26 protein-coding genes are annotated in these 24,449 nt (G+C 64.9%); 11 read left to right on the top strand and 15 right to left on the bottom strand.

What is annotated here, in order from left to right; translation table 11 throughout:
* Positions 1 to 54: 54 nt before the first annotated feature.
* Positions 55 to 1,137, bottom strand: a complete 1,083-nt coding sequence (locus tag CSW57_RS02695; protein ID WP_099381332.1) for a UDP-N-acetylmuramate dehydrogenase — start codon at positions 1,135 to 1,137, stop codon at positions 55 to 57.
* Here CSW57_RS02695 and CSW57_RS02690 point away from each other — a divergent pair.
* The 5 genes from CSW57_RS02690 to CSW57_RS02670 all read left to right on the top strand — a co-directional run bounded on the left by CSW57_RS02690 (position 1,136) and on the right by CSW57_RS02670 (position 5,450).
* Positions 1,136 to 1,630 carry a DUF2505 domain-containing protein gene (locus CSW57_RS02690; protein ID WP_099381331.1) on the top strand — a complete coding sequence of 165 codons (495 nt, stop codon included), beginning with the start codon at positions 1,136 to 1,138 and terminating at the stop codon, positions 1,628 to 1,630. The genes CSW57_RS02695 and CSW57_RS02690 overlap by 2 nt on opposite strands.
* Positions 1,631 to 1,650: 20 nt before the next feature.
* Positions 1,651 to 2,160, top strand: coding sequence for a DUF2505 domain-containing protein (locus tag CSW57_RS02685; RefSeq protein ID WP_023957471.1), 510 nt, complete (start codon positions 1,651 to 1,653; stop codon positions 2,158 to 2,160).
* 49 nt (positions 2,161 to 2,209) lie between these two features.
* Positions 2,210 to 2,932 (top strand): class I SAM-dependent methyltransferase, encoded by a 723-nt coding sequence (locus CSW57_RS02680; protein ID WP_223248997.1) that lies wholly within the window; start codon positions 2,210 to 2,212, stop codon positions 2,930 to 2,932.
* 388 nt (positions 2,933 to 3,320) lie between these two features.
* A complete protein-coding gene (locus CSW57_RS02675; RefSeq protein WP_099381329.1) occupies positions 3,321 to 4,118 on the top strand; it encodes a carbon-nitrogen hydrolase family protein in 798 nt (265 codons plus the stop codon).
* Positions 4,119 to 4,211: 93 nt separating this feature from the next.
* Positions 4,212 to 5,450: an LmeA family phospholipid-binding protein gene (locus tag CSW57_RS02670; protein WP_099381328.1), complete on the top strand. Its 1,239-nt coding sequence runs from the start codon at positions 4,212 to 4,214 to the stop codon at positions 5,448 to 5,450.
* Positions 5,451 to 5,494: 44 nt separating this feature from the next.
* Here CSW57_RS02670 and purU read toward each other — a convergent pair whose 3' ends face one another.
* Entirely contained in the window at positions 5,495 to 6,382 is an 888-nt protein-coding gene (purU, locus tag CSW57_RS02665; RefSeq protein WP_099381327.1) for a formyltetrahydrofolate deformylase, read from the bottom strand.
* A 27-nt stretch (positions 6,383 to 6,409) separates the two neighbouring features.
* Here purU and deoC point away from each other — a divergent pair, with 27 nt between their 5' ends.
* The gene (deoC, locus tag CSW57_RS02660; protein WP_099381995.1) at positions 6,410 to 7,108 is read left to right on the top strand and encodes a deoxyribose-phosphate aldolase; all 699 of its coding nucleotides are present in this window, start codon (positions 6,410 to 6,412) and stop codon (positions 7,106 to 7,108) included.
* On the opposite strand, the gene CSW57_RS02655 is transcribed toward deoC, so the two are convergent.
* The 8 genes from CSW57_RS02655 to CSW57_RS02620 all read right to left on the bottom strand — a co-directional run bounded on the left by CSW57_RS02655 (position 7,105) and on the right by CSW57_RS02620 (position 13,980).
* Positions 7,105 to 8,037 (bottom strand): alpha/beta fold hydrolase, encoded by a 933-nt coding sequence (locus tag CSW57_RS02655; RefSeq protein WP_099381326.1) that lies wholly within the window; start codon positions 8,035 to 8,037, stop codon positions 7,105 to 7,107. The two genes, deoC and CSW57_RS02655, sit on opposite strands and share 4 nt — an antisense overlap.
* A complete protein-coding gene (locus CSW57_RS02650; RefSeq protein WP_099381325.1) occupies positions 8,034 to 9,080 on the bottom strand; it encodes an alpha/beta fold hydrolase in 1,047 nt (348 codons plus the stop codon). Before CSW57_RS02650 ends, CSW57_RS02655 begins: the two co-directional genes overlap by 4 nt.
* A gap of 19 nt (positions 9,081 to 9,099) precedes the next feature.
* Entirely contained in the window at positions 9,100 to 9,867 is a 768-nt protein-coding gene (locus CSW57_RS02645; protein ID WP_099381324.1) for a MerR family transcriptional regulator, read from the bottom strand.
* A gap of 63 nt (positions 9,868 to 9,930) precedes the next feature.
* Complete coding sequence (locus CSW57_RS02640) at positions 9,931 to 10,848, bottom strand: AurF N-oxygenase family protein (RefSeq protein WP_051721954.1); 918 nt, start codon at positions 10,846 to 10,848, stop codon at positions 9,931 to 9,933.
* Positions 10,849 to 10,939: 91 nt separating this feature from the next.
* Positions 10,940 to 11,233, bottom strand: a complete 294-nt coding sequence (locus CSW57_RS02635) for a DUF2516 family protein (RefSeq protein WP_033336109.1) — start codon at positions 11,231 to 11,233, stop codon at positions 10,940 to 10,942.
* Positions 11,234 to 11,340: 107 nt separating this feature from the next.
* The gene (locus tag CSW57_RS02630; protein ID WP_099381323.1) at positions 11,341 to 12,135 is read right to left on the bottom strand and encodes a heparin-binding hemagglutinin; all 795 of its coding nucleotides are present in this window, start codon (positions 12,133 to 12,135) and stop codon (positions 11,341 to 11,343) included.
* A complete protein-coding gene (locus tag CSW57_RS02625) occupies positions 12,132 to 12,626 on the bottom strand; it encodes a helix-turn-helix domain-containing protein (RefSeq protein WP_223248996.1) in 495 nt (164 codons plus the stop codon). Before CSW57_RS02625 ends, CSW57_RS02630 begins: the two co-directional genes overlap by 4 nt.
* A 136-nt stretch (positions 12,627 to 12,762) precedes the next feature.
* Positions 12,763 to 13,980, bottom strand: coding sequence for a DUF445 domain-containing protein (locus CSW57_RS02620; protein WP_099381993.1), 1,218 nt, complete (start codon positions 13,978 to 13,980; stop codon positions 12,763 to 12,765).
* 304 nt (positions 13,981 to 14,284) lie between these two features.
* Here CSW57_RS02620 and CSW57_RS02615 point away from each other — a divergent pair, with 304 nt between their 5' ends.
* From CSW57_RS02615 to CSW57_RS02605, 3 genes are read left to right on the top strand one after another with little or no spacing between them, the layout of a single operon-like run.
* A complete protein-coding gene (locus CSW57_RS02615; protein WP_099381322.1) occupies positions 14,285 to 15,073 on the top strand; it encodes a TetR/AcrR family transcriptional regulator in 789 nt (262 codons plus the stop codon).
* Positions 15,074 to 15,127: 54 nt separating this feature from the next.
* On the top strand, positions 15,128 to 15,517 hold the full coding sequence (locus tag CSW57_RS02610) for a DUF4873 domain-containing protein (RefSeq protein ID WP_099381321.1): 390 nt from the start codon (positions 15,128 to 15,130) through the stop codon (positions 15,515 to 15,517).
* Positions 15,514 to 16,347: an SDR family NAD(P)-dependent oxidoreductase gene (locus CSW57_RS02605; RefSeq protein WP_099381320.1), complete on the top strand. Its 834-nt coding sequence runs from the start codon at positions 15,514 to 15,516 to the stop codon at positions 16,345 to 16,347. Before CSW57_RS02610 ends, CSW57_RS02605 begins: the two co-directional genes overlap by 4 nt.
* Before the next feature lie 95 nt (positions 16,348 to 16,442).
* Here CSW57_RS02605 and CSW57_RS02600 read toward each other — a convergent pair whose 3' ends face one another.
* The 3 genes from CSW57_RS02600 to CSW57_RS02590 form a co-directional block, all read right to left on the bottom strand.
* The gene (locus tag CSW57_RS02600; RefSeq protein WP_099381319.1) at positions 16,443 to 17,330 is read right to left on the bottom strand and encodes a 3-hydroxybutyryl-CoA dehydrogenase; all 888 of its coding nucleotides are present in this window, start codon (positions 17,328 to 17,330) and stop codon (positions 16,443 to 16,445) included.
* 198 nt (positions 17,331 to 17,528) lie between these two features.
* On the bottom strand, positions 17,529 to 18,824 hold the full coding sequence (aceA, locus tag CSW57_RS02595; protein WP_023957510.1) for an isocitrate lyase: 1,296 nt from the start codon (positions 18,822 to 18,824) through the stop codon (positions 17,529 to 17,531).
* A gap of 418 nt (positions 18,825 to 19,242) precedes the next feature.
* On the bottom strand, positions 19,243 to 19,953 hold the full coding sequence (locus tag CSW57_RS02590; protein ID WP_099381318.1) for a hypothetical protein: 711 nt from the start codon (positions 19,951 to 19,953) through the stop codon (positions 19,243 to 19,245).
* Between the two features lie 141 nt (positions 19,954 to 20,094).
* On the opposite strand from CSW57_RS02590, the gene ramB reads away from it, so the two are divergent.
* Positions 20,095 to 21,504, top strand: a complete 1,410-nt coding sequence (ramB, locus tag CSW57_RS02585) for an acetate metabolism transcriptional regulator RamB (RefSeq protein ID WP_099381317.1) — start codon at positions 20,095 to 20,097, stop codon at positions 21,502 to 21,504.
* A gap of 17 nt (positions 21,505 to 21,521) precedes the next feature.
* On the opposite strand, the gene CSW57_RS02580 is transcribed toward ramB, so the two are convergent.
* A complete protein-coding gene (locus tag CSW57_RS02580) occupies positions 21,522 to 22,301 on the bottom strand; it encodes an amino acid ABC transporter ATP-binding protein (RefSeq protein WP_099381316.1) in 780 nt (259 codons plus the stop codon).
* The gene (locus CSW57_RS02575; protein WP_099381992.1) at positions 22,298 to 23,716 is read right to left on the bottom strand and encodes an ABC transporter permease subunit; all 1,419 of its coding nucleotides are present in this window, start codon (positions 23,714 to 23,716) and stop codon (positions 22,298 to 22,300) included. The genes CSW57_RS02580 and CSW57_RS02575 overlap by 4 nt, the downstream gene beginning before the upstream one ends.
* A 200-nt stretch (positions 23,717 to 23,916) precedes the next feature.
* On the opposite strand from CSW57_RS02575, the gene CSW57_RS02570 reads away from it, so the two are divergent.
* Positions 23,917 to 24,447 carry a carboxymuconolactone decarboxylase family protein gene (locus CSW57_RS02570; protein ID WP_099381315.1) on the top strand — a complete coding sequence of 177 codons (531 nt, stop codon included), beginning with the start codon at positions 23,917 to 23,919 and terminating at the stop codon, positions 24,445 to 24,447.
* Positions 24,448 to 24,449: the final 2 nt, after the last annotated feature.

Raw genomic sequence — 24,449 nt, 5'->3', positions numbered from 1 at the left:
GATCCCAAACCACGACCTGGCCTGGTCAGCGTCCCAGGCCAGGACAGATGTCATTCAGAGGCTGCAACCAACCAGGACAGGCTCGGGTTCGAGCCAGAGGCCGAACCTGGCGTGAACTCCGTCACGCACCTGCCGCGCGAGGTCGATGATGTCCGACGTCCGCGCGTTTCCCCTGTTTGTCACCGCCAGCGAGTGCTTTGTCGACAGCCGTGCCGGCGCGTCCGTCCCAGGAAAACCCCGTCCGAAACCGGCCCGTTCGATGAGCCATCCGGCCGACATCTTGACGCCACCCTCAGCCGGGAACTGAGGCACCTTCGCGTCGTCGCCGAGTTCGTCGACGATCCTCGTCAGAACCGTCGGGAGGTGCTCCTGCGGAACGATGGGATTGGTGAAGAACGACCCCACGCTCCAGGTGTCGTGGTCGTCCGGATCGAGAACCATCCCCTTGCCCGCCCGTAGCGCGAGGACGGCCGCCCTCACCTCGGCGGCAGACGCCCGCTCGCCTTCCCCGACGCCCAGCGTCCGGGCCAGTTCGCCGTACCTGATCGGCTGGCTGAGTCCATCAGCGTTCAGCCGGAATGACACTCGGATCACCACCTCGTCGCTTCGGCGCTTGAGGCGGCTGCTGCGGTACGCCAGCTCGAGGTCGCCGGGGTCCACCCAGTTCACCGCACCCGTTTGGCGGTCGAGTAGCTGCACCGAACGCATCAACGCCCCCACCTCGACCCCGTAGGCGCCGACGTTCTGCACCGGGGTCGCACCGACGGACCCTGGGATCCCCGACAAACACTCGAGCCCACCGAATCCCCGCTCGACGCTCTGTGCCACCAGCGCATCCCAGTTCACCCCGGCATCGGCGGTCACCTGATCATCGCCCCAGTCCAGATCGGTGCCGGCGATGCGCACCACCGTGCCGTCGAACCCGTCGTCGCCGACCACCAGGTTGGATCCGCCGCCCACCAATAACACCGGGATGCCGGCCTCGTCGAGGTCGCGGACGGTCTCGATCAGCGAGCCGGCGTCGGGGCAGGTGATCACCTCACTGGCCGGACCGCCCACACGCAATGTGGTCATCTTTGCCAGAGGTACACGGTTGTCGGTTTGTGTGGCCACCCAGCAACGGTAGCCTGCACTCATGGCGACCAAGTTGCACCATTCCATCGACTTCCCCTGTCCCCCGGCTCAGTTCGCTGCGGCAGTGGCCGATGAGCAGTACTGGAAAGACCTGGTGGCCAATGTCGCCGCCGACCTCTCCGACCTCGATTCGTTCACCGACGAGGGCGACAAGGTCACCGTGGTGCTTCGACAGCGGGTCCCCGAGAAGAACCTCCCGTCGATGGTGACCAAGATCCGGCCGGGCGATCTGGAGATCACCCGCACCGTGGTGTGGTCCAAAGGCGAGGCCGCCGAAGGGACTTTCACCGCAGTCGTCTCGGGCGCGCCGGCCAAGGTCAAGGGGTCGCAAAGGCTGATCCCGACGTCCACCGGTTGCGAGATCGCGTTCGATGGTTCGGTCGAGGTGTCCATTCCGTTTGTCGGCGGAAAGGTAGAGAAGGCCATCGCCGAGAACGTGGTGCAGCTCATCGAGGCCGAGCACGAATACACCACCGAATGGATCAACACTCACTGACCGGCGTTACGCTCTCCCTCATGGCACGACGTCTCTCCTACTCCGCCCGGTACCACCATCCTGCGAAAACGGTGTACGAGGCGCTCTCCTCCCGGGAGTTCTGGGACGCGCAGATGGAAGAGTTCCGCAAGCTGACGCCACAATCCGACATCGAGTCGCTCACGGTGGACGACAACGGCGTGGATCTGGTCCTCAAGCAGGTCCTTCCCCGCAGCGAGCTCCCGGCGATCGCCCAGACGGTGATGAAAAAAGACATGATCATCACCCGCAAGGAGTTCCTCGGTCCGTTCGACCCGGAGAACACCAAGGGCACCTACGACGCCTCCATCCCCGCCGGGCCCGGCAGCCTGACGGGCTGGCAGGAACTGTTCCCGACCGAGACCGGCAGCACCATCCGCAAGACCACCGAGGTCAAGGTCTACATCCCGTTCATCAACGGCAAACTCGAGCAGCTCATGCTGGTGAACTTGGTGGACCTCTTCCGCGGCGAAGCGGAATTCACGTCGGGATGGATCGACGCCAACCTCTAGGCCCAAACCCGACGGCGCCATCACCAGGGGCACCACCGGGATCAACCGGTTGCGGCGGGTGGACCGCTGGATCGTCCATCACGACCTGATCATCGAGGCCCTGGCATCGGCCGACAGTCCCCTGGCAGTCGACCTCGGCTACGGCGCACGTCCCGACACCGCTCTCGAACTCGCAGCCCGACTGCGCACCGTCGTCGCGGGTACCCAACTCGTCGGTCTCGAGATCGACCCCGGCCGAGTGGTCCCGGCGCAGGACGGCGTTCGATTCGCGGTCGGCGGATTCGAACTCGCCGGCCTGCGACCCCATCTCGTGCGGGTCTTCAACGTGTTGCGGCAATACGACGAGTCAGAGGTCGCTGCGGCGTGGTCGAGGATGCAGCGGGGGCTCGCACCCGGCGGATACATCGTCGAGGGAACGTGCGACGAACTCGGCAGGCGGTGTTGCTGGATTCTGCTGGACAACGCGAGGCCGTTGACGTTCACCTTGTCCTGGGACCCGGCGCACAGCGACCGGCCGTCCGATCTCGCCGAGCGCCTACCCAAGGCTTTGATCCATCGCAACGTCCCCGGCGAGCGCATCCATCATCTGCTCACCGTTCTCGACCGATGCTGGGATGTCGCCGCTCCGATGGCCCCGTTCGGTCCTCGCCAGCGCTGGCGTCGCACCCTGGAGTTGCTGTCCGACAACGGGATCGACCCTATGCCCGATCGCCGTCGCCATCGCGACAACGTCGTCACGGTCCCCTGGGATGTCGTCGCCCCTGCCACCTAACCCCCGCTGACCGGGCCGAAACAGCCGTCGAGCGTGCCGAAACGGCCGCCGACCGGGCCGAAACGGCCGCTGACCGGGCCGAAACAGCCGTCGAGCGTGCCGAAACTCGCCTCGACCGGGCCAAACAAGCGTTGAGCGGGGTCCACGGGCGGGTCGGCCGAGTCGCCGATTGGCTTTCGCGATCAGCTTCAGCCCACTCGGTGCGATCGGGGGCCCGGTCGATGCGAGTTTGCGCCCGGTGAACGGCTCTTAGGGCCCGATCGACGGGAGTTTGGGCACGCTCGATGCGACTTTGGGCACGCTCGACGGCGGCTTGGGCCCGGTGAATGGAGTTATCGGCACGGTCGGTGGGTGTTTCGGCACGGTCGACGGTCGTAGGGTAGGTCGCATGCGTATCGCCCTGGCCCAGATCACCAGCGGCACCGACCCCTCCGCGAATCTGGCTCTGGTGGCCGAGCAGAGCGCCGCGGCCGCGGACGCCGGTGCCGAACTGGTGATCTTCCCCGAGGCCACCATGTGCCGTTTCGGAGTTCCGCTGGGTCCGGTGGCCGAACCACTGGACGGCCCGTGGGGGCGCGGGGTCGGCACTGTCGCACGGGACCACGGGATCACCGTGGTGGCCGGCATGTTCACTCCCGGTGACGAGGGCCGGGTGCGAAACACGCTGGTGATCGCCGACCCGGACGGCGACCTCATCGGCTACGAGAAGATCCACCTCTACGACGCGTTCGGGTTCTCCGAATCGCGGACGGTACAGGCCGGTGACGATGTGGTCACCTTCGACATCGACGAGACAGCGGTCGGTGTCGCGACCTGTTACGACATCCGCTTCCCCGCGTTGTTCACCGCGCTGGCCGATCGTGGTGCCCAGCTGATCGTGGTGCCGGCGTCCTGGGGTGCGGGCGACGGCAAGCTCGAACAGTGGCGCATCCTGGCCGCCGCCCGCGCGCTCGACAGCGGTTGTTTTGTGGTCGCGCTGGGGCAGGCCGTACCCGGTGACCCCGACGTCGCAGGGTCGTCGGCGCCGACCGGAATCGGACACTCCCTTGTGGTGAACCCGTTCGGGAACGTGCACACCGAACTGGGCGACGACCCCGAACTGGCCGTCATCGACCTCGACTTCACCGAAGTCGACCGTGCGCGTGCCTCGATCGCAGTGCTGGCGAACCGCCGTCCCATCGAATGATCACCGTGCCATTTCCATGCCATGACCTGCGGCATTGCGATACTTAGCGAACTCTTACCCCGTTTGGCCCTCTGACCATGCATTATCGACGTGATGAATCAACGCGACGACGCCGAATCGACCCAGGCCGGGCAGCCCTCCCCCAGTGCCGCCGACCGAGCCGAGGGAAACGATCTCGCCGACACAACCCAGACGCCCCGACCCGATTCCGGCCAGACCCCACCGGCGGATCCTGGTCACGGAACCAATACTGACGCTGCAGGCACCCACGCAGTGCCCGACAATGCACAGGATGACCCGAACCCGCCCACCGACAAGTTCGCACCGGTCGCGGCCGGCCGGCAGCCTGACACGGCGTGGTCGCAAGGTCGCAACGACACCACTCAGCTCGAGGTGCCTCCGGACGGTTTTGCGCCCTACGACGGACCCGGAGAGCCCCCGATCCCACCTGCCGGACCTCCCTACGGTCCAGGCGGGCCCGATGACGGCGGCGTCACGCCCCAGCGACCCAAGCGCAGGCGTGGCTTGATCGTCGGGATGGTGTCGCTCAGCCTGGTGCTGCTGCTGGTGATCCTCGGGGTCGGCAGTGAGCTGTACCTGCGAAGCAAGTCCAAGGACTGCCTCGAACAGTCCTTCGGCGAACTCACCGGAGCACCGACCTCGGTGTCGCTCAGCAAAAAGCCCATGTTGATGCAGTGGATGTCGGGCGAGATCCCGTATGTGCAGGTCGACACCAGCGACGAGGGCGACTCGGCCATGAAGCTGCATGCTCGCGCTGACGACATCAGCAGCGGCGACAAAGACGCCACCGTCGGTGAACTACAGGGCAACGGCTACGTCCCCTTCAGCCGGATCATGGAGCTCAGCCAGCAGACCCAGGACCCGGCGACCACCACGGACCCGAACACGTCCGACCCGGGCTCCGGTGGTCTCGGTGGCCTCCTGTCCGCCATGGGTGGCGGGCTGAAGGTGGACAAGGTCACCGGCAACGAGGCTGCGGGCACCATCACGATCGGTGGCAACTTCCAGCTGCTGATGTTCTCGCTGCCTGCCGAGGCGGAGCTCAAACCGATCACCAAGGACGGCAAGCTGACGTTCGAGGTCGTCGACGCCAGCGCGGCATCGTTCGGTATCCCGACCTCGTGGGCGCAGCTTCTGGTCGACCAGGTCAGTGCCGGCCTGTTCCCGCCGATGTTCGATCAGGTGAGCTTCGACCAGCTCAAGGTCACCGATCGTGGAGTCGAGTTCGCATTCTCCGGAACCGACATCGCCCTCCCGCAGAGCAGCGACTCGAGCAACAACAGCGAGAGCGACACCTGCAGCGTCGTCTGAGTGCCGGTCGACTGAACCGGGCCGGTGCTGAACCCGCAAGGAGTTCAGCTGAACACCACGGTCTTTCGGCCGTGCACCAGCACGCGGTCCTCCAGATGCCAGCGGAGTCCGCGTGCGAGCACCAGCTTCTCGATGTCGCGGCCCTGGCGCACCATGTCGGCCACCGAGTCGGAGTGGTCGATGCGGATCACGTCCTGTTCGATGATGGGGCCCGCGTCCAGCTCGCTGGTGACGTAGTGGCAGGTGGCCCCGATCAGCTTCACCCCTCGGGTGAACGCCTGGTGGTAGGGCCGAGCCCCGACAAAGGACGGGAGGAAGCTGTGGTGGATGTTGAGCGCTTTGCGCGCCCAGTGATCACACAACTCCTCGGGCAGGATCTGCATGAACCGCGCCAGCACCACCGCGTCGGGGTTGTGGATGTCGACGAGTTCGCGTAGCTCCTCGAAGGCCGCGGCCTTGTCCTCGCCGAACGGAACGTGGTGGAACGGCACGCCCATGCGCGTGGTGAAGTCCTCGAGTGCCCGGTGGTTGCCGATGACCGCGTTGATCTCGGCGGGCAGTTCGCCTCGGTAGGAGCGGCCCAGGAGATCACCGAGGCAGTGGCCTTCTTTGCTCACCAGCAGCACGGTCTTCTTCGGCACGGCCGAATCGCTCACGCGCCATTCGGTTTCCGGGCCCAGACCGGCGACCACCTCGGACTCGAACCGTGCCCGCAACTCATCGACATCCATCTGCACCGAGTCGGCGCGCACGGCCTGGCGGGTGAAGAACCAGCCGTTGTCGGGATCGGAGTGGTAGGCCGCCTCCACGATCCAGCCGCCGATCTCGGCCAAGAATCCCGCGATCCGGGCAACGATGCCCGTGGTGTCCGGGCAGCCGAGAGTCAGCACATAGCGGTGGCCGGCGGATTCGACCGGCGAGAGTGTGGTCACAACCAACCAGTGTGCCAAGCTCGGTTCATGTCCGATACCTTGCCTGCCCAGACCGGTTCGAGTCTCACCCGGCGTGTGGTCGCCGCGATGGTGGATCACACACTTCTCAAACCCGAGGCGACCCGTGCCGATGCCGAGGCCACGGTCGCCGAAGCCGCCGATCTGGGTGTGCTCGCCGTCTGCCTCTCACCGTCGATGCTGCCCATCGACACCGGCGCCCAGCGGAGCTGTGTGGTCGCCGGATTCCCCTCGGGCAAACATCATTCGTTGGTCAAGGCGGCCGAAGCACGGCTGGCGGTCGATTCCGGCGCGCAGGAGATCGACATGGTGATCGATGTCGGCGCTGCCGTGGACGGCAGGTTCGACGAGATCTTCGCCGACGTCCTCACCGTCCGCGAGGGAATCGGTGCGTCGATCACGCTGAAGGTCATCATCGAGTCCGCAGCGCTGTTGTCGCTCGCCGGCCCCGACACCGTCACGGCCGTGTGCCAGGCCGCGGTCCGGGGTGGGGCGTCGATGGTGAAGACCTCCACCGGTTTTCATCCTGCTGGAGGTGCGAGTGTGGAGGCGGTGCGACTCATGGCCGCGGCCGTCGGCCCCGGGGTGGGCGTCAAGGCCAGCGGGGGCATCCGCACGGCCGAGTTCGCCGCCGAGCTGATCGCGGCCGGTGCCACCCGGCTCGGCCTGTCCGGGTCGCGGGCAGTGCTCGACGGGTTCCCCGACTAGCGTGGTCGTGGCGTGGCGGAGAAGAGTTCCTCGATCGTCCGGTTGAATCGCTCCGGCTGCTCCCAATTGAGCAGATGCGTTGCGCCGCGCCAGGTTTCGAATCGTTCGAGCGAACCCGTGTAGCGCAGGACATTGGCCACCGGATCGGCCAGCCTGGGCGGGGTCAGCCGGTCCCGGTCCCCCACCACCACTGCGACGGGCACCGGCATGTTCGCCAACCCGCGCTCGACGTGCAGGTTCTCCAGCGATCTGCCGACCTTCGCCCTTGTCCGCCAGTCTGTCTCACGCAAGAGCGAGTCGAGGAACTTGAGTTGCGGGCGACTGATCCCCGGGAACAACGCTCCGGCGACCGTCATACCGGATCGCATCATCAGGTCACCTCCGGGCCAGTGGATCGCCCGAAATGCGAGCCAGGCGAACTCGTACTCGGCCCGGCGTGCGAGAGTTGCCGGATCGCCGAAACGCATGGCGGCTTTGGTGACCGGCGCCGTGGCCGCGGTCCCGGCGAGCATGATCGCCCGCGCGTACGTCCGGACGCTCGCCGGGAACTGGGCAGCCCAGCTCATCACCGACATGCCGCCCATGCTGTGCCCGACGATCACGGCCTTCTTGCCGTCGGTTACCACCGAACCGAGGACCGCATCGAGGTCCTGGCCGAGATGGTCGTTCACCGTGGGATCGGAACCGAGGGCCGAACGCCCGTGACCACGCTGGTCGTAGATGACCACCCGGTAGCGGTCGGCAAGTCCGTTCACCTGCGGATACCAATATTTCGAGTTGACGGCGAAGCCGTGGACGAGCACCACCACCGGACCGTCGGCGGGACCGTAGCTGCTGATCGCGATCGAGGCGCCTGCCGGCCTGTCGATCGTCCGGTGTTCCACCGGTTGTCGGGGCTTGTGCAGGACCGCTCGATCGCGGGTGGTCATCCGGCGGTGCGTTGCAGCAGGTCGGTGAGCAATTTGTTGTAACCGTCGGAGTTCTCGATACTGCTCATGTGCCCGATGCCCGGCCACATCACCAGCTCTTCGAGGTGGCCGTGGCTCTCTAGCACCTTGGCCATCTGCTCCGAATGCACCGGCGGAGTGAGCTTGTCGTCGCAGCCGACCACAACGACCGTGGGCACCACCAGGGCGTCGAGTCCGTCGGACACGTTCAGGTCCACCATCGCGTTCCCCCATTTACCACGGGAGCGACCTGGGCACGAGGCCACCATGTCGTCACAGAAGTCGACGTGGGATTTGCGCGACGTGGTGTTCAGCGCGATGTACTGGGTCACCTTGCGCGACATCTGCGTCCGCGGCAGATGGATCGTGGCACCGGCGACGAGTCGACCCGTCAGGTACTCCATCGGCGAGAGTGCCTTCGGGAGGTCGAGCGGGATCAGGCCGAGGTTGGGCAGCAGATGGTTGGAACACGTCGAGGTGAGTACCACCGCACGCGCCACTTCAGGGACGGAGTCGGGGAACTGCTGCGCCCAGGACAGGATGGTCATCCCGCCCATGCTGTGTCCGGCGATCAGCGCCTTGCGGCCCGCGGGCACCACGGCGGTGAGGACGGACTGCAGGTCCTGACCAAGCAGATCGGTGCTGAGCTTCGTCTTGCCACGAGGCGATTCCCCGTGCCCGCGCTGGTCGTACGCGACCACGCGGAAGCGGTCGGAGAAGGTGTTGATCTGCGGATACCAGTACTTGGTGTTGCAGGTCCAGCCGTGGACCAGCACCATCAGCTCTCCGTCGGGTGGACCGTACGCGACGACGTTGATCGGGGTGCCGTCAGCGGCGACCACCTCGATGTGCTCGGGGTCCTCCGGCGTGGCGAGCAGCGGGTCGGGCTCGTCTTCGATCGGGTCAGGCGCCTTCAGTGCCTCCAGCACGATCGATCCGAGGAAGGTGCCGGTGATCGCCGCTCCGGCCGCGATCACTCCTGCTCCTACCGCGGCACCGCCGACAGCCACTGATCGTGTGTTCATCTGTCCGATCTACCCATCTCTATGTGGAGCCGGACTCCGCCTGGACGCCGGCCTTCTCATCATCTGTTGCCATCATCAGTTCGGCACCGCGATCAAGCGCCTTGGAGATCTCGGTGTCCATCGCCTTGCTGAACGCGACCTCGACGATCTCGTGCGCCATGGGCCGCACGGTGTGCACGAGCTCGGCCAGCCGGATCACTTCGCTCTCCTCGAGTTCGAGCGGTGACCCTTCCTCGAAGTACTTGTCGGTGACGATCGAGACAAAACTTGCCGCGATGTCCTGCAGATCCTGCTGGACCCGCTCCCATCGCGTGAGCAAAACATCCAGATCGATGCCCGCCTTCACCAGGACCTCGGCGCCGGCCAGCACCTCGGGGTTGGTCACGGCGTAACCCGCACCCTCTTTGACCAGCAGTCCGAGACGCTGGCCGAGCGCAATGTTGCTGTCGGTGGCCCCGAGCCCTTTGCGGAGTTCGGAGATCGTGATGGTGGCCATCCGACGGAAGTTCTTCCACCGGCTACCGCGTTTGGGCTCCCCCTCAAGGACGTGTTCCACCTTCAGCCCGTAGCGGGCGGCCATCAACAATTCACTGATCGTGGCGAAGGTGTACCCGCGCTCGAGCATCTGTGAGATCACCTTGAGCCGGCTCAGATGTTCGGCCGAGTACCAGCCCGTGCGCCCCTTTATCTTTGGCGGGGGCAACAACCCACGGTCCTGATAAACCCTGATGTTGCGAACGCTGACGCCGGAGACATCCGCGAGTTCGTTGATCCGGTATTCAGCCATCCGCTCATTCTAGGTCGGGTCGGGATGCTTGACGGCGGAGGCGGGCGGTATCGCCGGTCGTCGTCAGATGATTGCGGCCCGCTTGAGCAGCAGTTTGCCGGGGCCACCGATCAGACCGCACTCATCGAGGAAGCGGATGGTCTTCGCAAAGCCGTCCCTGGTGCGGTCGCGGTAGTGCACATTGTTCCGCGCAGCGCGCTTGGCCTCGCGCTTGTCGAGGCCGGCGGCCTCGTACACCTTCGGGTTCACCAGGCTGTACATCACCAGGTACACGGTGACGGCCAGCGAGAGCTGGGTCATGCGACGACGCATGGGGCTCATCTCAGCCGCGATGCGCACCGTTTCTTCGCGGGCGAAGCGGATGTGACGGGCTTCCTCGAGCACGTGGATCTTACTCACCGTGCGTGTGACCGGTTGTACGCGATCGTCTTTCATGAAATCGCGCTGCATCATGTCGAGGATCTCCTCGGCGGCAAGGGTGCCACCGAAGGCCAGGGATCCCGACGCCAGCGCCTTGAAGGGCCGCGAGAGGAAGTTGACCCACCGGGGCCGCTGGTAGTTGGGGATACCGAAGACCTCGGCCGCCTTGGCGAACATGGTCGAGTGCCGGCACTCATCGGCGATCTCGGTGAGCGCGAACTGGAAGTGCGGGCTCGCCGGGTCCTGGCGGTAGGCGTCGCGGATGAGCATCTGCATGAGGATCAGCTCGAACCAGATGCCCGTGGCGCTGATGCTGGCGGCCTCGTGGTTGGTGAGGGTGATGCGCTGCTCTTCGGTCATCCGGTCCCACAGGTCCGTGCCGTAGAGGCTGCACCACTCTGGGGTCATGCCGTAGAGACCGGGGACCACCTCGGCATCCCAGTCCACCTCGATGAGCGGGTCGTAGGACTTGCGGGCGGCCGACTTCAACAACCTCTTGGCGATGTCCTGCCGGTCGTGCACGCGGTCGAGTCTGGACGCGGGTTCGACAGTCATTGTCATCGCGGACTCCCTTCCAAAGGACGATGTGTGCTTAGGACCACAGTCCTATACGACACCGCCCATTGTCAAGGTTATTCGTCAATCAATGTTGTCACCGTTTGCGAAACCAGGACTGGTTCTGAATGGAGTCGACCCTGGGCCTCACGTCGACGATGTAGACGATCGCAGCGACCACAGCAATGATCCCGAGGAAGCTGATCGCGCCGAACAACCAGATGATCAGTGTCGCGGCCGCGAGGATGCTCACCCAGATCACCTTCGTCTGGCGATCGACCGCCGGAAAGGCATCCGGCCGTTGAAGCGCGGCATGCACCAACGACACCGCCGCCGCGACTCCGGCTGCGACCGTCAACAGCAACAGGACAATGCTCTGCGCGTAACCCATGAAAGAGATGACATCCACGGTGGCAGCCTACTGTCCGGTTCGCCTGAGTTGGCGGTCGCGCCGAAGAAACACGGCGGCGGTGAGCCTGACGGCTCGTCGGTCGATGACTATCCGGTGGTCTTCTTGGCCGGAGCCTTCTTGGCCGGAGCAGCCTTCTTGGCGGGCGCCTTCGCTGCGGTGGCAGGTGTGGCGACCTTCGCCGGGGCCTTCTTGGCGGGGGCCTTGGCCTGAGCCGGCTCCTTGGCGGCCGGCTTTTGAGCCGCTTCCTTCGCCTCGGCGATCTTCTTGGCAGGTGAGTTCTTGGAAGCACGCGCCTTGATCTCGACCTTGCCTGCGGTGCCGTTGAGCTTGTCGGTGGCCTCGTCGGTGACGTCCTCGATGGCCTCTTCGATGTTGGCCGAGGCGCGTCCGGCGAGCTTCGCCGCGCGCTGGCCCACAGCCCGCGTCTGCGAGGAGATGGTGCCGAGGGTGTCCTCGGTCAGGTCAACAGCGTCGTTGTAGACCTTCTCGGCGCGCGAAAGCTGTTCTCCGACAGCAGGAGCGGTGCGCAGGCGCTCGACGGTCTCTTCGCCGCGTTCGGCGAGGGAGTTGTAGATGCCGGTCGCGACCTCGATGTAGGCCTCGGCGACCTTGCGCAGCTCTTCAGGGGTGAACTTGGTGCGCAGCTCTTCCACGGTCGAGGGAACCTCTTCCGGCAGCGCGGTGATGCGCTCGCGGGTTTCCTCGATGCGGCTCTGCGCGGTGGTGCGGGTCTCTTCGAAACGCGCCTGTGCCTGCTCGGTGGCGGTCTCGGTGCGCTCGCGCAGCTGGGCGATCACTTCGTTGACCTGCTTGAGGGCGAGGTCCCCGGCGCCGACAGCGGCGTAGATCGGATTGGCAAGATTGCGGTCTGACTTGGTCATGATTTGTCTCCAGTATCTGAGGTTGGTGCTGATTCTGTTGTGTCCGTGTCGCTTTCGCCCGCAGCCCGGTTCTCTTTGCAGAAGGACTCGTAGATCTCGAGCAACACTTGTTTCTGGCGTTCGCTGATGGCGGTGTCTGCCATCAGTGCGTCGCGCATCGGACTCGCGGGCCGTTCTTCCAGAATTCCGGCCCGCACGTACAGCACTTCGGCAGACACACGCAGCCCCTTGGCGATCTGGGCCAGTACGTCGGCAGAAGGTTTGCGCAACCCTCGTTCGATCTGACTGAGGTACGGATTACTCACCCCCGCGCGCTCAGCTAGCTGGCGCAATGACACCTCGGCGGCGATCCGTTGAGACCTGATGAAACTGCCTATGTCCTGGGCAGCGGTGGCAACGTTGGCACCGATGTCCTGGGCAATGTCCTGTGCCGCGTTCGCGACAACCGCCGTCACCGGATCGTCTTCGGATTCAGCTGGTGTGGGAACCATTCGGCTACTCCTTCAGGCTTCGGTTCCCCATACTGCCACGTCTGCTAGCAATTGCAAGCAATCTGCTAATTCGTGATCAAAGCCACAGCGGTGGGCTGGTCACGGGCGCGCTCGCCTGCGGTCCCGTCTCGCTCGCCTAGTGGAAGAGCAGCACAGACACTGTGTAGATGGTGAGGCCGGCCAGCGATCCCACCACGGTGCCGTTGATCCTGATGAACTGCAGATCGCGACCCACCTGCAACTCGATCTTCTTGCTCGTGTCGTCGGCGTCCCAACCACGGACCGTCTCGGTGATCACCGAGATGATCTCCTGCGAGTAGTTCTGCGAGACGTGCCGTGCCACGCGCACCATCCACTGGTTCATCTTGTTCTGCAGCACCTCGTCGTCGCGGATGCGGACGGCCACCTGGATGATCGAATCGGTCAGCGTGGCCCGCAGCGTCCCGTTGGGGTCGGCCAGCAACTGCTCGATGAGTGCCTTGCCCGCATTCCAGGCGGTCGACGCCGCACCGGTGACCTCGTCGCGTTCGAGCATCTCGGTCTTGATCGCCTCGAGTCTCGCGATGGTCGCCGGATCGTTCTGCAGGTCGGTCGCGAGTTGAACGAGCATGGCGGTCATCGCCTGGCGCACCTGATGTTCCGGATCCGACCTCACCTTGAAGGTGAACTCGACCAGCTCACGGTAGAGACGGTCGCCGACCAAGGAGTTCACGAACTTCGGGGCCCACGCAGGCCCGTCCTTGTCGATCACCCGGTCGATCAGATCCTGGCTGCCCAGAGCGAAGTCATGGGCCCGGTCGCAGACCATCTGGATCACCGGCTCCAGCCGGTTCTCCGCGATCAATTGCTCGAGAACCCGCCCGGCCGGCGGCCCCCATTCGGGTTCGGCGGCCCAGCGCATCCCCGCCATGATCAGCTGCTCGATGTCTTCGTCGTCGAGCATCTCGGCAGCGAAAGCGATACCCCGCGCCGCTTCGGCACCCACCCGGGGCGCGTTCTTCGGATCGGCGAGCCACGACGAGACCCGGGTGGGCAATGCCAGTTGCGACACCTTGTCTTCGATGACCTCAGGGGTCATGAAGTTGTCCTCGATGAAGTCGCCGAGCTGTTCGCCGATCTGGTCCTTCTTCTTCCGGATCAACGCAGTGTGCGGAATCGGAATCCCCAGTGGGTGTTTGAACAGCGCCGTCACCGCGAACCAGTCGGCGAGCGCGCCCACCATTCCGGCCTCGGACGCCGCGCGTACGTAACCCACCCAGGCAGCGACGTTGTCGCCGTCCCGATCCTCGATCCAGCGACAGAAGAAGTAGACGGCAGCGGCGAACAGCAGGAACCCGGTGGCCACCATCTTCATCCGGCGAAGCGCGGCCTTGCGTTCGGCGTCCGCTCCGCTGAGCCCGGCGATGGTCCGTTTCGGGGCCTCACCGGACGGCAAGGACGAAGGCCGACCGGACGGCAGCTCACCGGGCAGCCGGTGGCGTCCACCCGAGTCGATGGCCGGCGGCGTCGCTTGAGTCGGATTCATTCATCCAGTGTTACCCAAAGACGGGGTACAGAATCGCGCCGGCGAAGGTGACTCGGCTCTCTTTGGGTGTTGCGCAGTGCCAGGGAACATAAGCTGGACGCGACCACCCACGACCAGAAACGACTCCGCACCGATGTCACCACGTCCCAACCCGGCCGCCGCCGCCCGCGCGGCCGTTGCTGCCGCCGCCGTCGCGGCCAGCAAAGGTGTTGCGTTGCCTCAGGCGATCCGCCACCAGGTGGGCGCCGACGACGCCAAACCCGACGGCCGCAAACGCCGGTGGGAAAGCCACAAGGAAGCCCGGCGCAGCGAACTGGTCGACGGCACCCTGGCTGCGGTACGCACCCTCGGCGCCGATGCCGGGATGGATGAGATCGCCCAGGAGATAGGCGTTTCCAAGACCGTCCTCTACCGATACTTCACCGACAAGAGTGACCTCACCACTGCCGCGATGATGCGTTTTATCGAGACCGTCCTGGTGCCGCGCCTTGGCAGTGCGATCAACGAGGACGTCGGCGAGTTCGAACTGACGCGGATGGTCATCTCGGTCTACGTGCAGACCGTTGCCGACGAACCGCAGATCTACTCTTTTGTGATGTCGGGCGGATCGGGCTCGGAAGTGGTGGCGGACTCCCAGAAACTGATCGCCCAGATGCTCACGTTTGTCATGATCAACCGACTCGTGGAGCAGGGCTCGCAAACCGGCGGTGTCGAGACCTGGGCCTACAGCCTCGTCGGGGCCATCCAGCTCGCAGTGCATTGGTGGATGGTCGAGCACCGGCTGGGCAAAGAACAGCTGATCGACTACCTCACGATGATGGTGTGGTCCTCGATTGCCGGCATCACCGCAGCCGGGGGCTCGGCCGAGTACTTCAACTCCCAGGAACATCCCCTCCCGAAGGCGCCCGGCGCCTCGGAGTGACCGCTGGCGGCGATCGTTGTCGGGCGTCGGTGGCTGCGGGATAGGTTTGTTTGCATGGTTGAGCACGAGGACAACGGGGCGCACGACGACGGGGCCGGGTCCTACTCAGGTCCGGCGACGGTGACGATCGACGGGCACGAACCCGCGCAGGTTCAGGTGGAGTTGTCGGGGCATTTCGATCCGCTGGCAGGTCGTTACGTCTGGGCCGGACGCATCCGCGGGCTCGCGCCGGCGCTGCCCGCCGACGTGGTGATAACCGCCGGAACCCAGGCCGTCGTCGAGACTCCGGAAGGGGCAGGCGAGGGTGAGCTGTCCGCGGTGGACCTGTTCGGCGGCTTCACCATCGCGGGCGTCACCGCTCCCCCGTTCGCCCAGCTACCCGACGACGTCGATCGCGACGACATCCACGTCCCGGGGACGCAGACCGGAGAGGACATCCGGTGAACGAACGCGTGGCGCTGGTGACCGGCGCCAGCCGTGGCGTCGGCAAGGGTGTGGCGACGGCCTTGGGGGCTTGCGGCTGGACTGTCTACGTGACCGCACGCGGTGGTGCGGCGCCGGATGACCCACTGGGACAGACGGTGTCGGAGATCGACGCGTCCGGTGGCGCCGCAGTCGGCGTGAGCTGCGATCACTCCGACGACGCCTCGGTGGCCGCCTTGTTCGACCAGATCTCGGCCGAGCATGGTCGACTCGACCTGCTGGTCAACAATGTCTGGGCGGCCCCGAAGGGGTTCGGCGGATTCAGCGACAAGTTCTGGGAGCGGCCGGTCGGTGATTGGGACACCCTCATCACGGTCGGCCTGCGGGCACACTACGTCGCCTGCGTGGAGGCCGCGAAGATCATGGTTCCGCAGGGCAGCGGACTGATGGTCAACATCTCGTCGTTCGGGACCCGCGGCCACCTGCATTCGGTGCTGTACGGCATGAGCAAAGCCGCCCTCGACAAGATGGCCTTCGACATGGGTCACGAACTCTCCGGCACCGGCGTGTCCGCGATCTCGTTGTGGCTGGGCCTGATCCAGACCGAGCTGCTGATGTCGCTGGGCATCGAGGAGTTCGCCGGCTTCCGGCTCGATGAGGCAGAACATCCGCAGTTCGTCGGCCGCGTCATCGATCGTCTGTGGCAGGACCCCTCGTTGCCCGAGCGCAACGGTCACACCCTGGTGACTGCGGAACTCGGCGCGCAGTACGGGCTGGTGAACAACGATGGGACGCCCCCGAAATCCCACCGCGAACCGTTCGGTGGCGGACCACTGTTCCCACCCGCCTGACTCGGGCATACATCCGCGCGCGACGCACCGGTTCAGCCGGTGCTCAACGCACGTGAGCCTGCGCCACTGCGGTCAGTTGCCTCAGGTCCAGCCTGTCAGTTCTTGACGCCGGCCTTCGCGGACTCGTACTTGTAGAACCCGCGCCCGGACTTCTTGCCGAGCCGGCCGGCCTCCACCATGCGCAGCAACACAGGGGGCGGGGCGTACAGCGGTTCTTTGAACTCTTCGTACATCTTGTCGGCGATCGCCTTGACCGTGTCGAGACCGACGAGGTCACTCAGTTTGAGCGGGCCCATCGGGTGGGCACAGCCGAGCACCATGGCCTTGTCGATGTCTTCCACCGTGGCAAATCCGCTCTCCACCATGCGAATCGCGGAGAGAAGGTATGGAACCAGGAGTGCGTTGACGACAAACCCGGACCGATCTGCCGATCGGACCACTTCTTTGCCCAGGATGTCGCGTGCGAATTGTTCTGCGCGCGTGGTCACCTCGGACGAGGTCATCAACGTGGTCACCAATTCGACCAGTGGGAGTACCGGAACCGGGTTGAAAAAGTGCATGCCGATCACACGGTCGGCATTGGCTGTGGCCATGCCGAGCTTCATGATCGGGATCGAGGAGGTGTTGGAAGCGAGAACGGCGTTCGGGTCGGTGACCACTTTGTCGAGCTGCTTGAAGATCTCGGTCTTGATCGATTCGTCTTCGATCACTGCCTCACACACCATCTGCCGGTCAGCGAAGTCGCCCAGATCGGTGGTGAACCGCAGCCGCGCGGAGGCCTGCTCCCGTTCGCGTTCGGTGAGCTTTCCGCTGCTCACACCGCGATCGAGGGATCGCAGGATGCGGGTTCTTCCGGCGGCTGCGAGCTCGCGGGTCGTCTCGTACACCAACACGTCGGCGTGCGCCCGGGCACAGACCTCGGCAATGCCTGCGCCCATCTGACCGGCACCGATCACGCCGACCCGCGAAATCTTCTCGCTCACAACAAGCTCCTAAAAACAACGAGCACAACATCTTTGACCAAGAGAAATCTGAACAAAGAACAACCAACACAAAAGGCGAGAGGAGGGTAACCCTTGTGGGGCACGCCCAAAGCCCGCACAAAGCCAGCAGGCGGCCCGCAACGGTAGTCGCGAGCCGCCTGACTAGTTCGCCAAAGTCCCCAGAGAGGTGGTCCAGTTCTAGTGGAATTGACCCTCTTCGGTGCTTCCTGCCAGCGCGGTGGTGCTGCTGGTGGGATCGACGGTGGTGGCGATGTTGTCGAAGTAGCCGGCGCCGACCTCACGCTGGTGCTTGACGGCGGTGAAGCCACGCTCGTCGGCGGCCTTGAACTCGCGGTTCTGCAGGTCGACGAACGCCGTCATCTGCTCGCGGGCGTAACCGTAGGCGAGATCGAACATGCCGTAGTTGAGCGAGTGGAAGCCGGCCAGGGTGATGAACTGGAACGTGAATCCCATGGCGCCGAGCTCGTTCTGGAACTTCGCGATCGTGGAATCGTCGAGGTGCTTGCTCCAGTTGAACGACGGGCTGCAGTTGTAGGACAGCAGCTGGTCCGGGAACTCGCTCTTGACGGACTCGGCGAACTTGCGGGCGAGCTCGAGATCGGGGGTACCGGTCTCCATCCAGATCATGTCGGCGTACGGCGCGTAGGACTTGGCGCGCTCGATGCACGGCTCGATGCCGTTCTTGACGTGGTAGTAGCCCTCGGCGGTGCGCTCACCGGTGACGAACTTCTTGTCCCGATCGTCGACGTCAGAGGTGATCAGGGTGGCGGCCTCGGCGTCGGTGCGGGCGATGACCACGGTCGGAACGTTGGCGACGTCTGCAGCCAGTCGCGCCGCGCTCAGGGTGCGGATGTGCTGCTGGGTCGGGATGAGCACCTTGCCACCGAGGTGGCCGCACTTCTTCTCCGAAGCCAGCTGGTCTTCCCAGTGGGTGCCGGCGGCACCTGCGGCGATCATGGCCTTCTGCAGCTCGTAGACGTTCAGCGCGCCACCGAAGCCGGCTTCACCGTCGGCGACGATGGGAACAACCCAGTTGTCGACCGAGTTGTCGCCCTCGACGCGGGCGATCTCGTCGGCGCGCAGCAGAGCGTTGTTGATGCGACGGACGACCGAGGGAACCGAGTTCGCGGGGTACAGCGACTGGTCCGGGTAGGTGTGGCCCGAGAGGTTGGCGTCGCCGGCGACCTGCCAGCCGGAGAGGTACACGGCCTTGAGGCCGGCGCGAACCTGCTGCACAGCCTGGTTACCGGTCAGGGCACCGAGTGCGTTGATGTAGCTGCCGTCACCCTGGGTGACACCCTCCCAGAGGATCTCGGCGCCACGGCGCGCGAGGGTCTGCTCTTCGACCACAGAACCCTGGAGGTTCGCGACCGACTCCGCGCTGTAGTCGCGGGTGATGCCCTTCCAACGAGGATTGGTGTCCCAGTCCTGCTGGATCTCTTCGGCAGTCCTTGGTTTTCCGACGGTGCTCATATCTCGCACTCCATTTTCGTTAGCTTGCTGGTGTAGTGGCCCGCTCCGGTGGGTCCGGAGCCCAGCCGAACCTGATCGGGGCAAATTAACAACTTCTTCACCCTGGCGAGGCGGTGCCTTAACCGAGAGTGCCACACACAAATCCGCAGGTCCACAGGTTGTCTCGTGTGAATTCGGGCCAGCTTTTCTCACCGTTTTGCAAACTTTGCGAAGATCAGGCTGTGAACCGGCCCGAATTAACTACTCTCCGGTACGCAAAAAGTACGCGCGTACTGGGATTTTGCAGCGGGCCTCCCACTCGATTCCTGTGACCGTGAGCAACACTCAATCGGCGCCGCCGAGCGGCGACCGAGCAGCTGGCGTGACCACAATCACATACAAAATCGGACACGACCCGCGTCCGGCCGATGCCAAACGGTCAGGCGTCAGCGCGAAGGACCGCGCGTTTGAATAGGTCCGAGAAGCCGAGGTCGCTCATCCCACCCTCGGACGAGATGGCCACCACTTGCACCGTGGTCCCGTCGACGACCGCGTAGCCGGCCAAGGTCTGCTGGACGTCGGTACGGCCACCGGGATACGTCGTCGTCGCGGTCGACTTCACCAGCAACGACACCGACGTCGGCAACGGCGGCGGGCTCAGCCGCTGGTTTTCGGTCACCACCGTGGTGCCCGCAGTGCTCCCCTGCGTGACCGTGACGGTGACCCTGGCGCACCCGCCGGTGCTCGTCCGGACATCGGCGTCGATGTCTCGGACCGCAGTGGTCACGAGCTCGGTGATCGTGTTCCCGACCGGGGACTGACGAGCCGATACGGCGGCGTTGCCCGCATCGAGTTGTTCGTTGAGATCGGCGTCGGCGGTGGGCCGGCACTGCGCAGGTTCGAACACGGCGGTCTGCGCCGCGGCCAGGGCGGCCGCATTCTGGTCGCGGAGATCGACGATCCCCAAGTCCGTCGGTTGGTATCCGTCCGGGAACTCACGGGCGGGCAGCAACTTCTCGGCAAGACTCGTCGGTTCCTCCGACGACGACGATGCGGGCCCATCGTCTGTCGAATCGTCGCCGCATCCGGCACTGATCAGGCCCAGCACCGTCAGGACGATGACGCCTGCACCCGCTCGTCTGCGCAACACCCCCACAGATTAGACAGGTCAGACAGTGCCGCCGGCGACCACGGCAGCACAGCCGCCGCAGCGCATCCGTCCGGACAACTCGCTGGTCGACCTCGTTCCGGCACACCTGGCGTCGGTCGCGAGCCCGCCTACGCTAGAAGGATGCCCAAGACCTACGTCGGCGCCCGACTGCGACAGCTGCGCTCCGAGCGCGGCATCTCCCAGGTTGCCCTGGCGCAGTCACTGGACATCTCCCCGTCGTATCTCAACCAGATCGAGCACGACGCACGACCTCTGACCGCTCCCGTATTGCTCAAGATCAGCGAGGTGTTCGGCGTCGACACCTCATTCTTCGATTCTCAGGACAATGCGCGACTGATCGCCGAGGTGCGTGAGGTGGTGATGGACGAGGACGTGGGCGCCAGCGCCGACGCTCAAGAGATCACCGATCTGGTTGCCAGCCATCCCGAACTCGCCAAGGCCATGGTGAACCTGCACCGCAGATATCGGATCGCCACCGACCAACTCGCAGCCGCAACCGACGACCGGGGCGACGGCAGCATGCGGGGTTCGATCAGCGCACCGCACGAAGAGGTGCGCGACTACTTCTATCAGCGTCACAACTACCTCCACGAGCTCGACACCGCCGCCGAGGAACTCACCACCCGCATGCGGATGCACTCCGGCGACGTTCGGCACGAGATCACCGACAGACTGCAGACGGTGCACGGGGTACAGATCGTGCGACGCGTCGACCTGGGTGACACCGTGCTGCACCGATTCGACCCGGCCACACGACGTCTGGAGATCTCGGGGCACCTCTCCCAGGGACAGCGGGTGTTCAAGCTGGCAGCCGAACTCGGACACCTCGAGTGCGGCGACCTCATGCGTCAGATGGTCGACGAGGGCAACTTCACCTCGGACGAGGCCCGGCGGCTGGCCCTACTCGGGATGGCCAACTACTACGCCGCCGCCGCGGTGCTGCCCTATTCCCAATTCCACGGTGCCGCCGAGGATTATCGCTACGACATCGAACGACTCTCGGCGTTCTTCTCGGTGTCGTACGAGACGATCTGCCATCGGCTGTCCACGCTGCAGCGTCCCAACCTGCGCGGTGTGCCGTTCACGTTCGTGCGCGTCGACCGCGCCGGCAACATGTCGAAACGACAGTCCGCCACCGGTTTCCACTTCTCGAACAGCGGCGGCACATGCCCGCTGTGGAACGTGTACGAGACGTTCGGCTCGCCGGGCAAGATCCAGATCCAGATCGCCCAGATGCCCGACGGTCGCAACTACCTCTGGGTGGCGCGCACCGTCGAGCGGCGGGCGGCGCGGTTCGGCCAGCCCGGCAAGACCTTTGCCATCGGGCTGGGTTGCGAGCAACGTCATGCGGCGCGGCTCGTGTACTCCGACGGTCTCGAGATCGGTCCGCAGGCCAACGTGACCCCGATCGGTGCCGGGTGCCGGGTCTGTGAACGGGTCAATTGCCCACAAAGAGCTTTCCCAGCGCTCGGCGTCAAGCTCGACATCGACGAGCACCGCAGCACCGTCTCGCCGTACCTGGTGCGCTGAACCCGAGCCGCCAGGATCTAGACCGGGTCGAGAATACGCCGCAGAAACTGCTTGGTCCGTTGGTGTTTGGGTGCGCCGATGACCTCAGCAGGTGGCCCCTTCTCCAACACCACCCCGCCGTCGGCAAACAGCACCTGGTCGGCGACCTTCTGCGCGAAGTGGATCTCGTGGGTCACCACGATCATCGTCCAACCCTGTGCGGCAAGGTCTTTCATCACCCCGAGCACCTCCCCCACCAGTTCGGGGTCCAGAGCTGACGTGGGCTCATCGAACAGCATCAGTTTGGGTTTGAGTGCGAGCGCCCGGGCGATTCCGACGCGCTGCTGCTGGCCCCCGGACAGCTGATGCGGGTACTGGTCGCGCTTGTCGGTCAGTCCGACTTGCTCCAGCAATGCGTTGGCCTCGGTGATGACCTCGTCGCGCGGGCGCTTCTGCACGATGGTCGGGCCTTCGATGATGTTCTCCAGCACCGTCTTGTGCGGAAACAGATTGTGCCCTTGGAACACCATGCCCGACTGCGCCCGGTACCGGGCCAGCAGGGGCTTTGCGACCGGTGTGTCGAAGTCGACCGCGACGTCGGCGATGGAGACCTGGCCGCCGTCGGGGATGTCGAGGGCGTTGAGCGACCGCAGGATGGTGGTCTTGCCTGATCCGGAAGGGCCGATCAGTGTGGTGACCGATCCGGTTGCAACGGTGAAGTCGATGCCCCGGAGCACGTGGTTGTCGCCGAATGATTTGGAGAGACCGGTGACGGTGACCAGGTCGCCGGTGGGCTGGGATTTACGGAGATCGGTCATTTGGCCACAAACCTGTCCAGTCGGAACTCGAGGCGTCCCTGCGCAAAGGACAGCGCAAGGCACACAATCCAGTAATACAGGGCGGCGGTGCCGTAGAGAGCGAAGTACTCGAAGGCGGGGGCTGCCGCGATCTGTGCGGTCCGTAGAAGCTCGGTCACCAGGATCGTGGAGGCCAGCGATGTGTCTTTCACCAATGAGATCAGGGTGTTCGACAGCGGCGGAACAGCCGTGCGCAGAGCCTGAGGCAGGATGATGCGCCGGAGCGCGGTGGTGTAGCCCATCCCGATCGTCTCCGCGGCCTCCCACTGGCCCTTGGGAATGCTGCCGATGGCCGCCCTGATGATCTCGGCAGCGTAGCCACCGACGTTGAGGCTGAACGCGATTGCTGCGGCCGGGAACGGATTGATGAGGATGTTCAATTCGGGCAGTGCGTAGAAGATGATGAAGAGCTGCACCAGCAACGGGGTGCCTCGGATCAGGGATATGTAGATCCGGGCCACCGACGAGATGGCCCGGTTCCTCGACATCCTGGCCAGTGCCACGCCAAGCGCGATGACCAGTCCGAAGAAGAAGCTGATCGCCGTCAGCGGGATGGTGACGGTGATGGTGGCCTTGGCCATCGGCCACAGGTTGTCGGCGATGAGTTCCCACGTGCTCGGTGCTGTCTTCTCCTCGGCCGTGCCGGCTGCGTTGGCGTCGAGGTAGGTCTGCGAGATCTCTTCCAGTGTTCCGTCCGCCCGGAGCTCGTCCAGCGCGCCGTTGATGTTGTCGAGCAGTCCGCTGTCCTTACGGGCGGCAAACGCCTGCTCAGAGCGCTCCCCGATGTTCGCGGCGATCTTGATGCTGGTGTCGCCGGTGGTGGCCTGATAGGCGAGCACCGAGAGACTGTCGTTGACCGTGGCCTGTACCCGGCCCTGGTTGAGCAGTTTGATCGCGGGGGTGAAACCGTCCACCGACTCCACGGTTGCCCCGGCGTCTCGTGCGACCCCGGCCCAGTTGCTGGTCTCCGTCTGCGCGGTGGTCTTGCCCCGGAGGTCGGCCAGAGACGTGATGGACGTGTCGTCGGCCTGGGTGACGATCACGCCCTCTCCGATCGCGTAGGGCTCCGACAGGTCGTATTTCGCCTTGCGCTCGTCGGTGATGGTGACCTGATTGGCCACCACATCGAAGCGGTCGGCCTCGAGGGCGGCGAAGATCGAGTCGAAGGGCACCTCGACGAACTCCACCCGGAGACCGAGCTTGTCGCCCACGGCCTTGGCGACGTCGACGTCGTAGCCGACCAGTTCGCCGGTCTGAGAGTCGTGGTAGCTGAAGGGCGCATAGGTGCCCTCGGTCCCCACCCGCAGCACACCTGATTTCTCGAGTTCGGCAAAACCACCGACATCGTTGCCGCCACACCCGGCAAGAACGGCCATGGCCGCAAGCGCGGCCCCGACCACGATCAGTATCCGACGCACGAGTCGCTCCACTCCTCGATCATCAAGCCGCCCCGCTCAACTCTGCCCGAATGCCCCGCTCGGCGACCACTCAGGTACACCGAATACCGGCGACGCTGTTCAGGATCTCAAATGATTGTGTGCGCTCCGGGGCGGCGGCACTCCGATAGGTTGGCGTGGTGAGTTCACAACGGATCGGCCCCGGAAACCTTCGTCAGCTCGGACCGTTCAACTGGGTGATCAGCAAGGGTGCCGCGCGCGCCCTCGGCCTCTCGGACATGCACCTGTTCTCCACGCTGGGCCGCGGCAAGGGCCTCTTTCGTGGATGGCTGCACTATTCGGCGAAGATGATGCCTTTCGGCTCACTGGCTCGGCACGACACCGAACTCGTGATCATCAGAACCGCTCATCTACGCACCTGCGAGTACGAACTCGACCATCACAAGCGTCTCGGCAAGCGAGCAGGCATCGACGAGGCGGAGTTCTCGCGGATCCTCCAGGGGCCGGACGCGGGATGGACAGGCAAAGAACTGGCGTTGCTGCGCGCGGTCGACGAGCTGGTGGGTACCAAGGACCTGAGCGACGTGACGTGGAAAGAGCTGTCGGCGCATCTCGACGACCGCCGACTCATCGAGTTCGTCCTGCTCGTCGGTCAATACGATTCGCTGGCCACCACGATCGGAACGTTGCGCATCGAGCGTGACCATTGAGC

The organism is Williamsia muralis (assembly GCF_002735905.1).
Lineage (GTDB): Bacteria > Actinomycetota > Actinomycetes > Mycobacteriales > Mycobacteriaceae > Williamsia > Williamsia muralis_A.
The sequence above is the reverse complement of the archived record's forward strand: the minus strand, read 5'-3'. Positions and strand labels throughout refer to the sequence as shown.

Bases quoted from the DNA above. Each gene is read 5' to 3' on its own strand.
- CSW57_RS02690 (WP_099381331.1), top strand. From the start codon at position 1,136: ATGGCGACCAAGTTGCACCATTCCATCGACTTCCCCTGTCCCCCGGCT.
- CSW57_RS02695 (WP_099381332.1), bottom strand. From the start codon at position 1,137: ATGAGTGCAGGCTACCGTTGCTGGGTGGCCACACAAACCGACAACCGT.
- CSW57_RS02685 (WP_023957471.1), top strand. From the start codon at position 1,651: ATGGCACGACGTCTCTCCTACTCCGCCCGGTACCACCATCCTGCGAAA.
- CSW57_RS02675 (WP_099381329.1), top strand. From the start codon at position 3,321: ATGCGTATCGCCCTGGCCCAGATCACCAGCGGCACCGACCCCTCCGCG.
- CSW57_RS02670 (WP_099381328.1), top strand. From the start codon at position 4,212: ATGAATCAACGCGACGACGCCGAATCGACCCAGGCCGGGCAGCCCTCC.
- deoC (WP_099381995.1), top strand. From the start codon at position 6,410: ATGTCCGATACCTTGCCTGCCCAGACCGGTTCGAGTCTCACCCGGCGT.
- CSW57_RS02655 (WP_099381326.1), bottom strand. From the start codon at position 8,037: ATGACCACCCGCGATCGAGCGGTCCTGCACAAGCCCCGACAACCGGTG.
- CSW57_RS02650 (WP_099381325.1), bottom strand. From the start codon at position 9,080: ATGAACACACGATCAGTGGCTGTCGGCGGTGCCGCGGTAGGAGCAGGA.
- CSW57_RS02645 (WP_099381324.1), bottom strand. From the start codon at position 9,867: ATGGCTGAATACCGGATCAACGAACTCGCGGATGTCTCCGGCGTCAGC.
- CSW57_RS02640 (WP_051721954.1), bottom strand. From the start codon at position 10,848: ATGACAATGACTGTCGAACCCGCGTCCAGACTCGACCGCGTGCACGAC.
- CSW57_RS02635 (WP_033336109.1), bottom strand. From the start codon at position 11,233: ATGGGTTACGCGCAGAGCATTGTCCTGTTGCTGTTGACGGTCGCAGCC.
- CSW57_RS02630 (WP_099381323.1), bottom strand. From the start codon at position 12,135: ATGACCAAGTCAGACCGCAATCTTGCCAATCCGATCTACGCCGCTGTC.
- CSW57_RS02625 (WP_223248996.1), bottom strand. From the start codon at position 12,626: ATGGTTCCCACACCAGCTGAATCCGAAGACGATCCGGTGACGGCGGTT.
- CSW57_RS02620 (WP_099381993.1), bottom strand. From the start codon at position 13,980: ATGAAGATGGTGGCCACCGGGTTCCTGCTGTTCGCCGCTGCCGTCTAC.
- CSW57_RS02615 (WP_099381322.1), top strand. From the start codon at position 14,285: ATGTCACCACGTCCCAACCCGGCCGCCGCCGCCCGCGCGGCCGTTGCT.
- CSW57_RS02610 (WP_099381321.1), top strand. From the start codon at position 15,128: ATGGTTGAGCACGAGGACAACGGGGCGCACGACGACGGGGCCGGGTCC.
- aceA (WP_023957510.1), bottom strand. From the start codon at position 18,824: ATGAGCACCGTCGGAAAACCAAGGACTGCCGAAGAGATCCAGCAGGAC.
- ramB (WP_099381317.1), top strand. From the start codon at position 20,095: ATGCCCAAGACCTACGTCGGCGCCCGACTGCGACAGCTGCGCTCCGAG.
- CSW57_RS02580 (WP_099381316.1), bottom strand. From the start codon at position 22,301: ATGACCGATCTCCGTAAATCCCAGCCCACCGGCGACCTGGTCACCGTC.
- CSW57_RS02575 (WP_099381992.1), bottom strand. From the start codon at position 23,716: ATGGCCGTTCTTGCCGGGTGTGGCGGCAACGATGTCGGTGGTTTTGCC.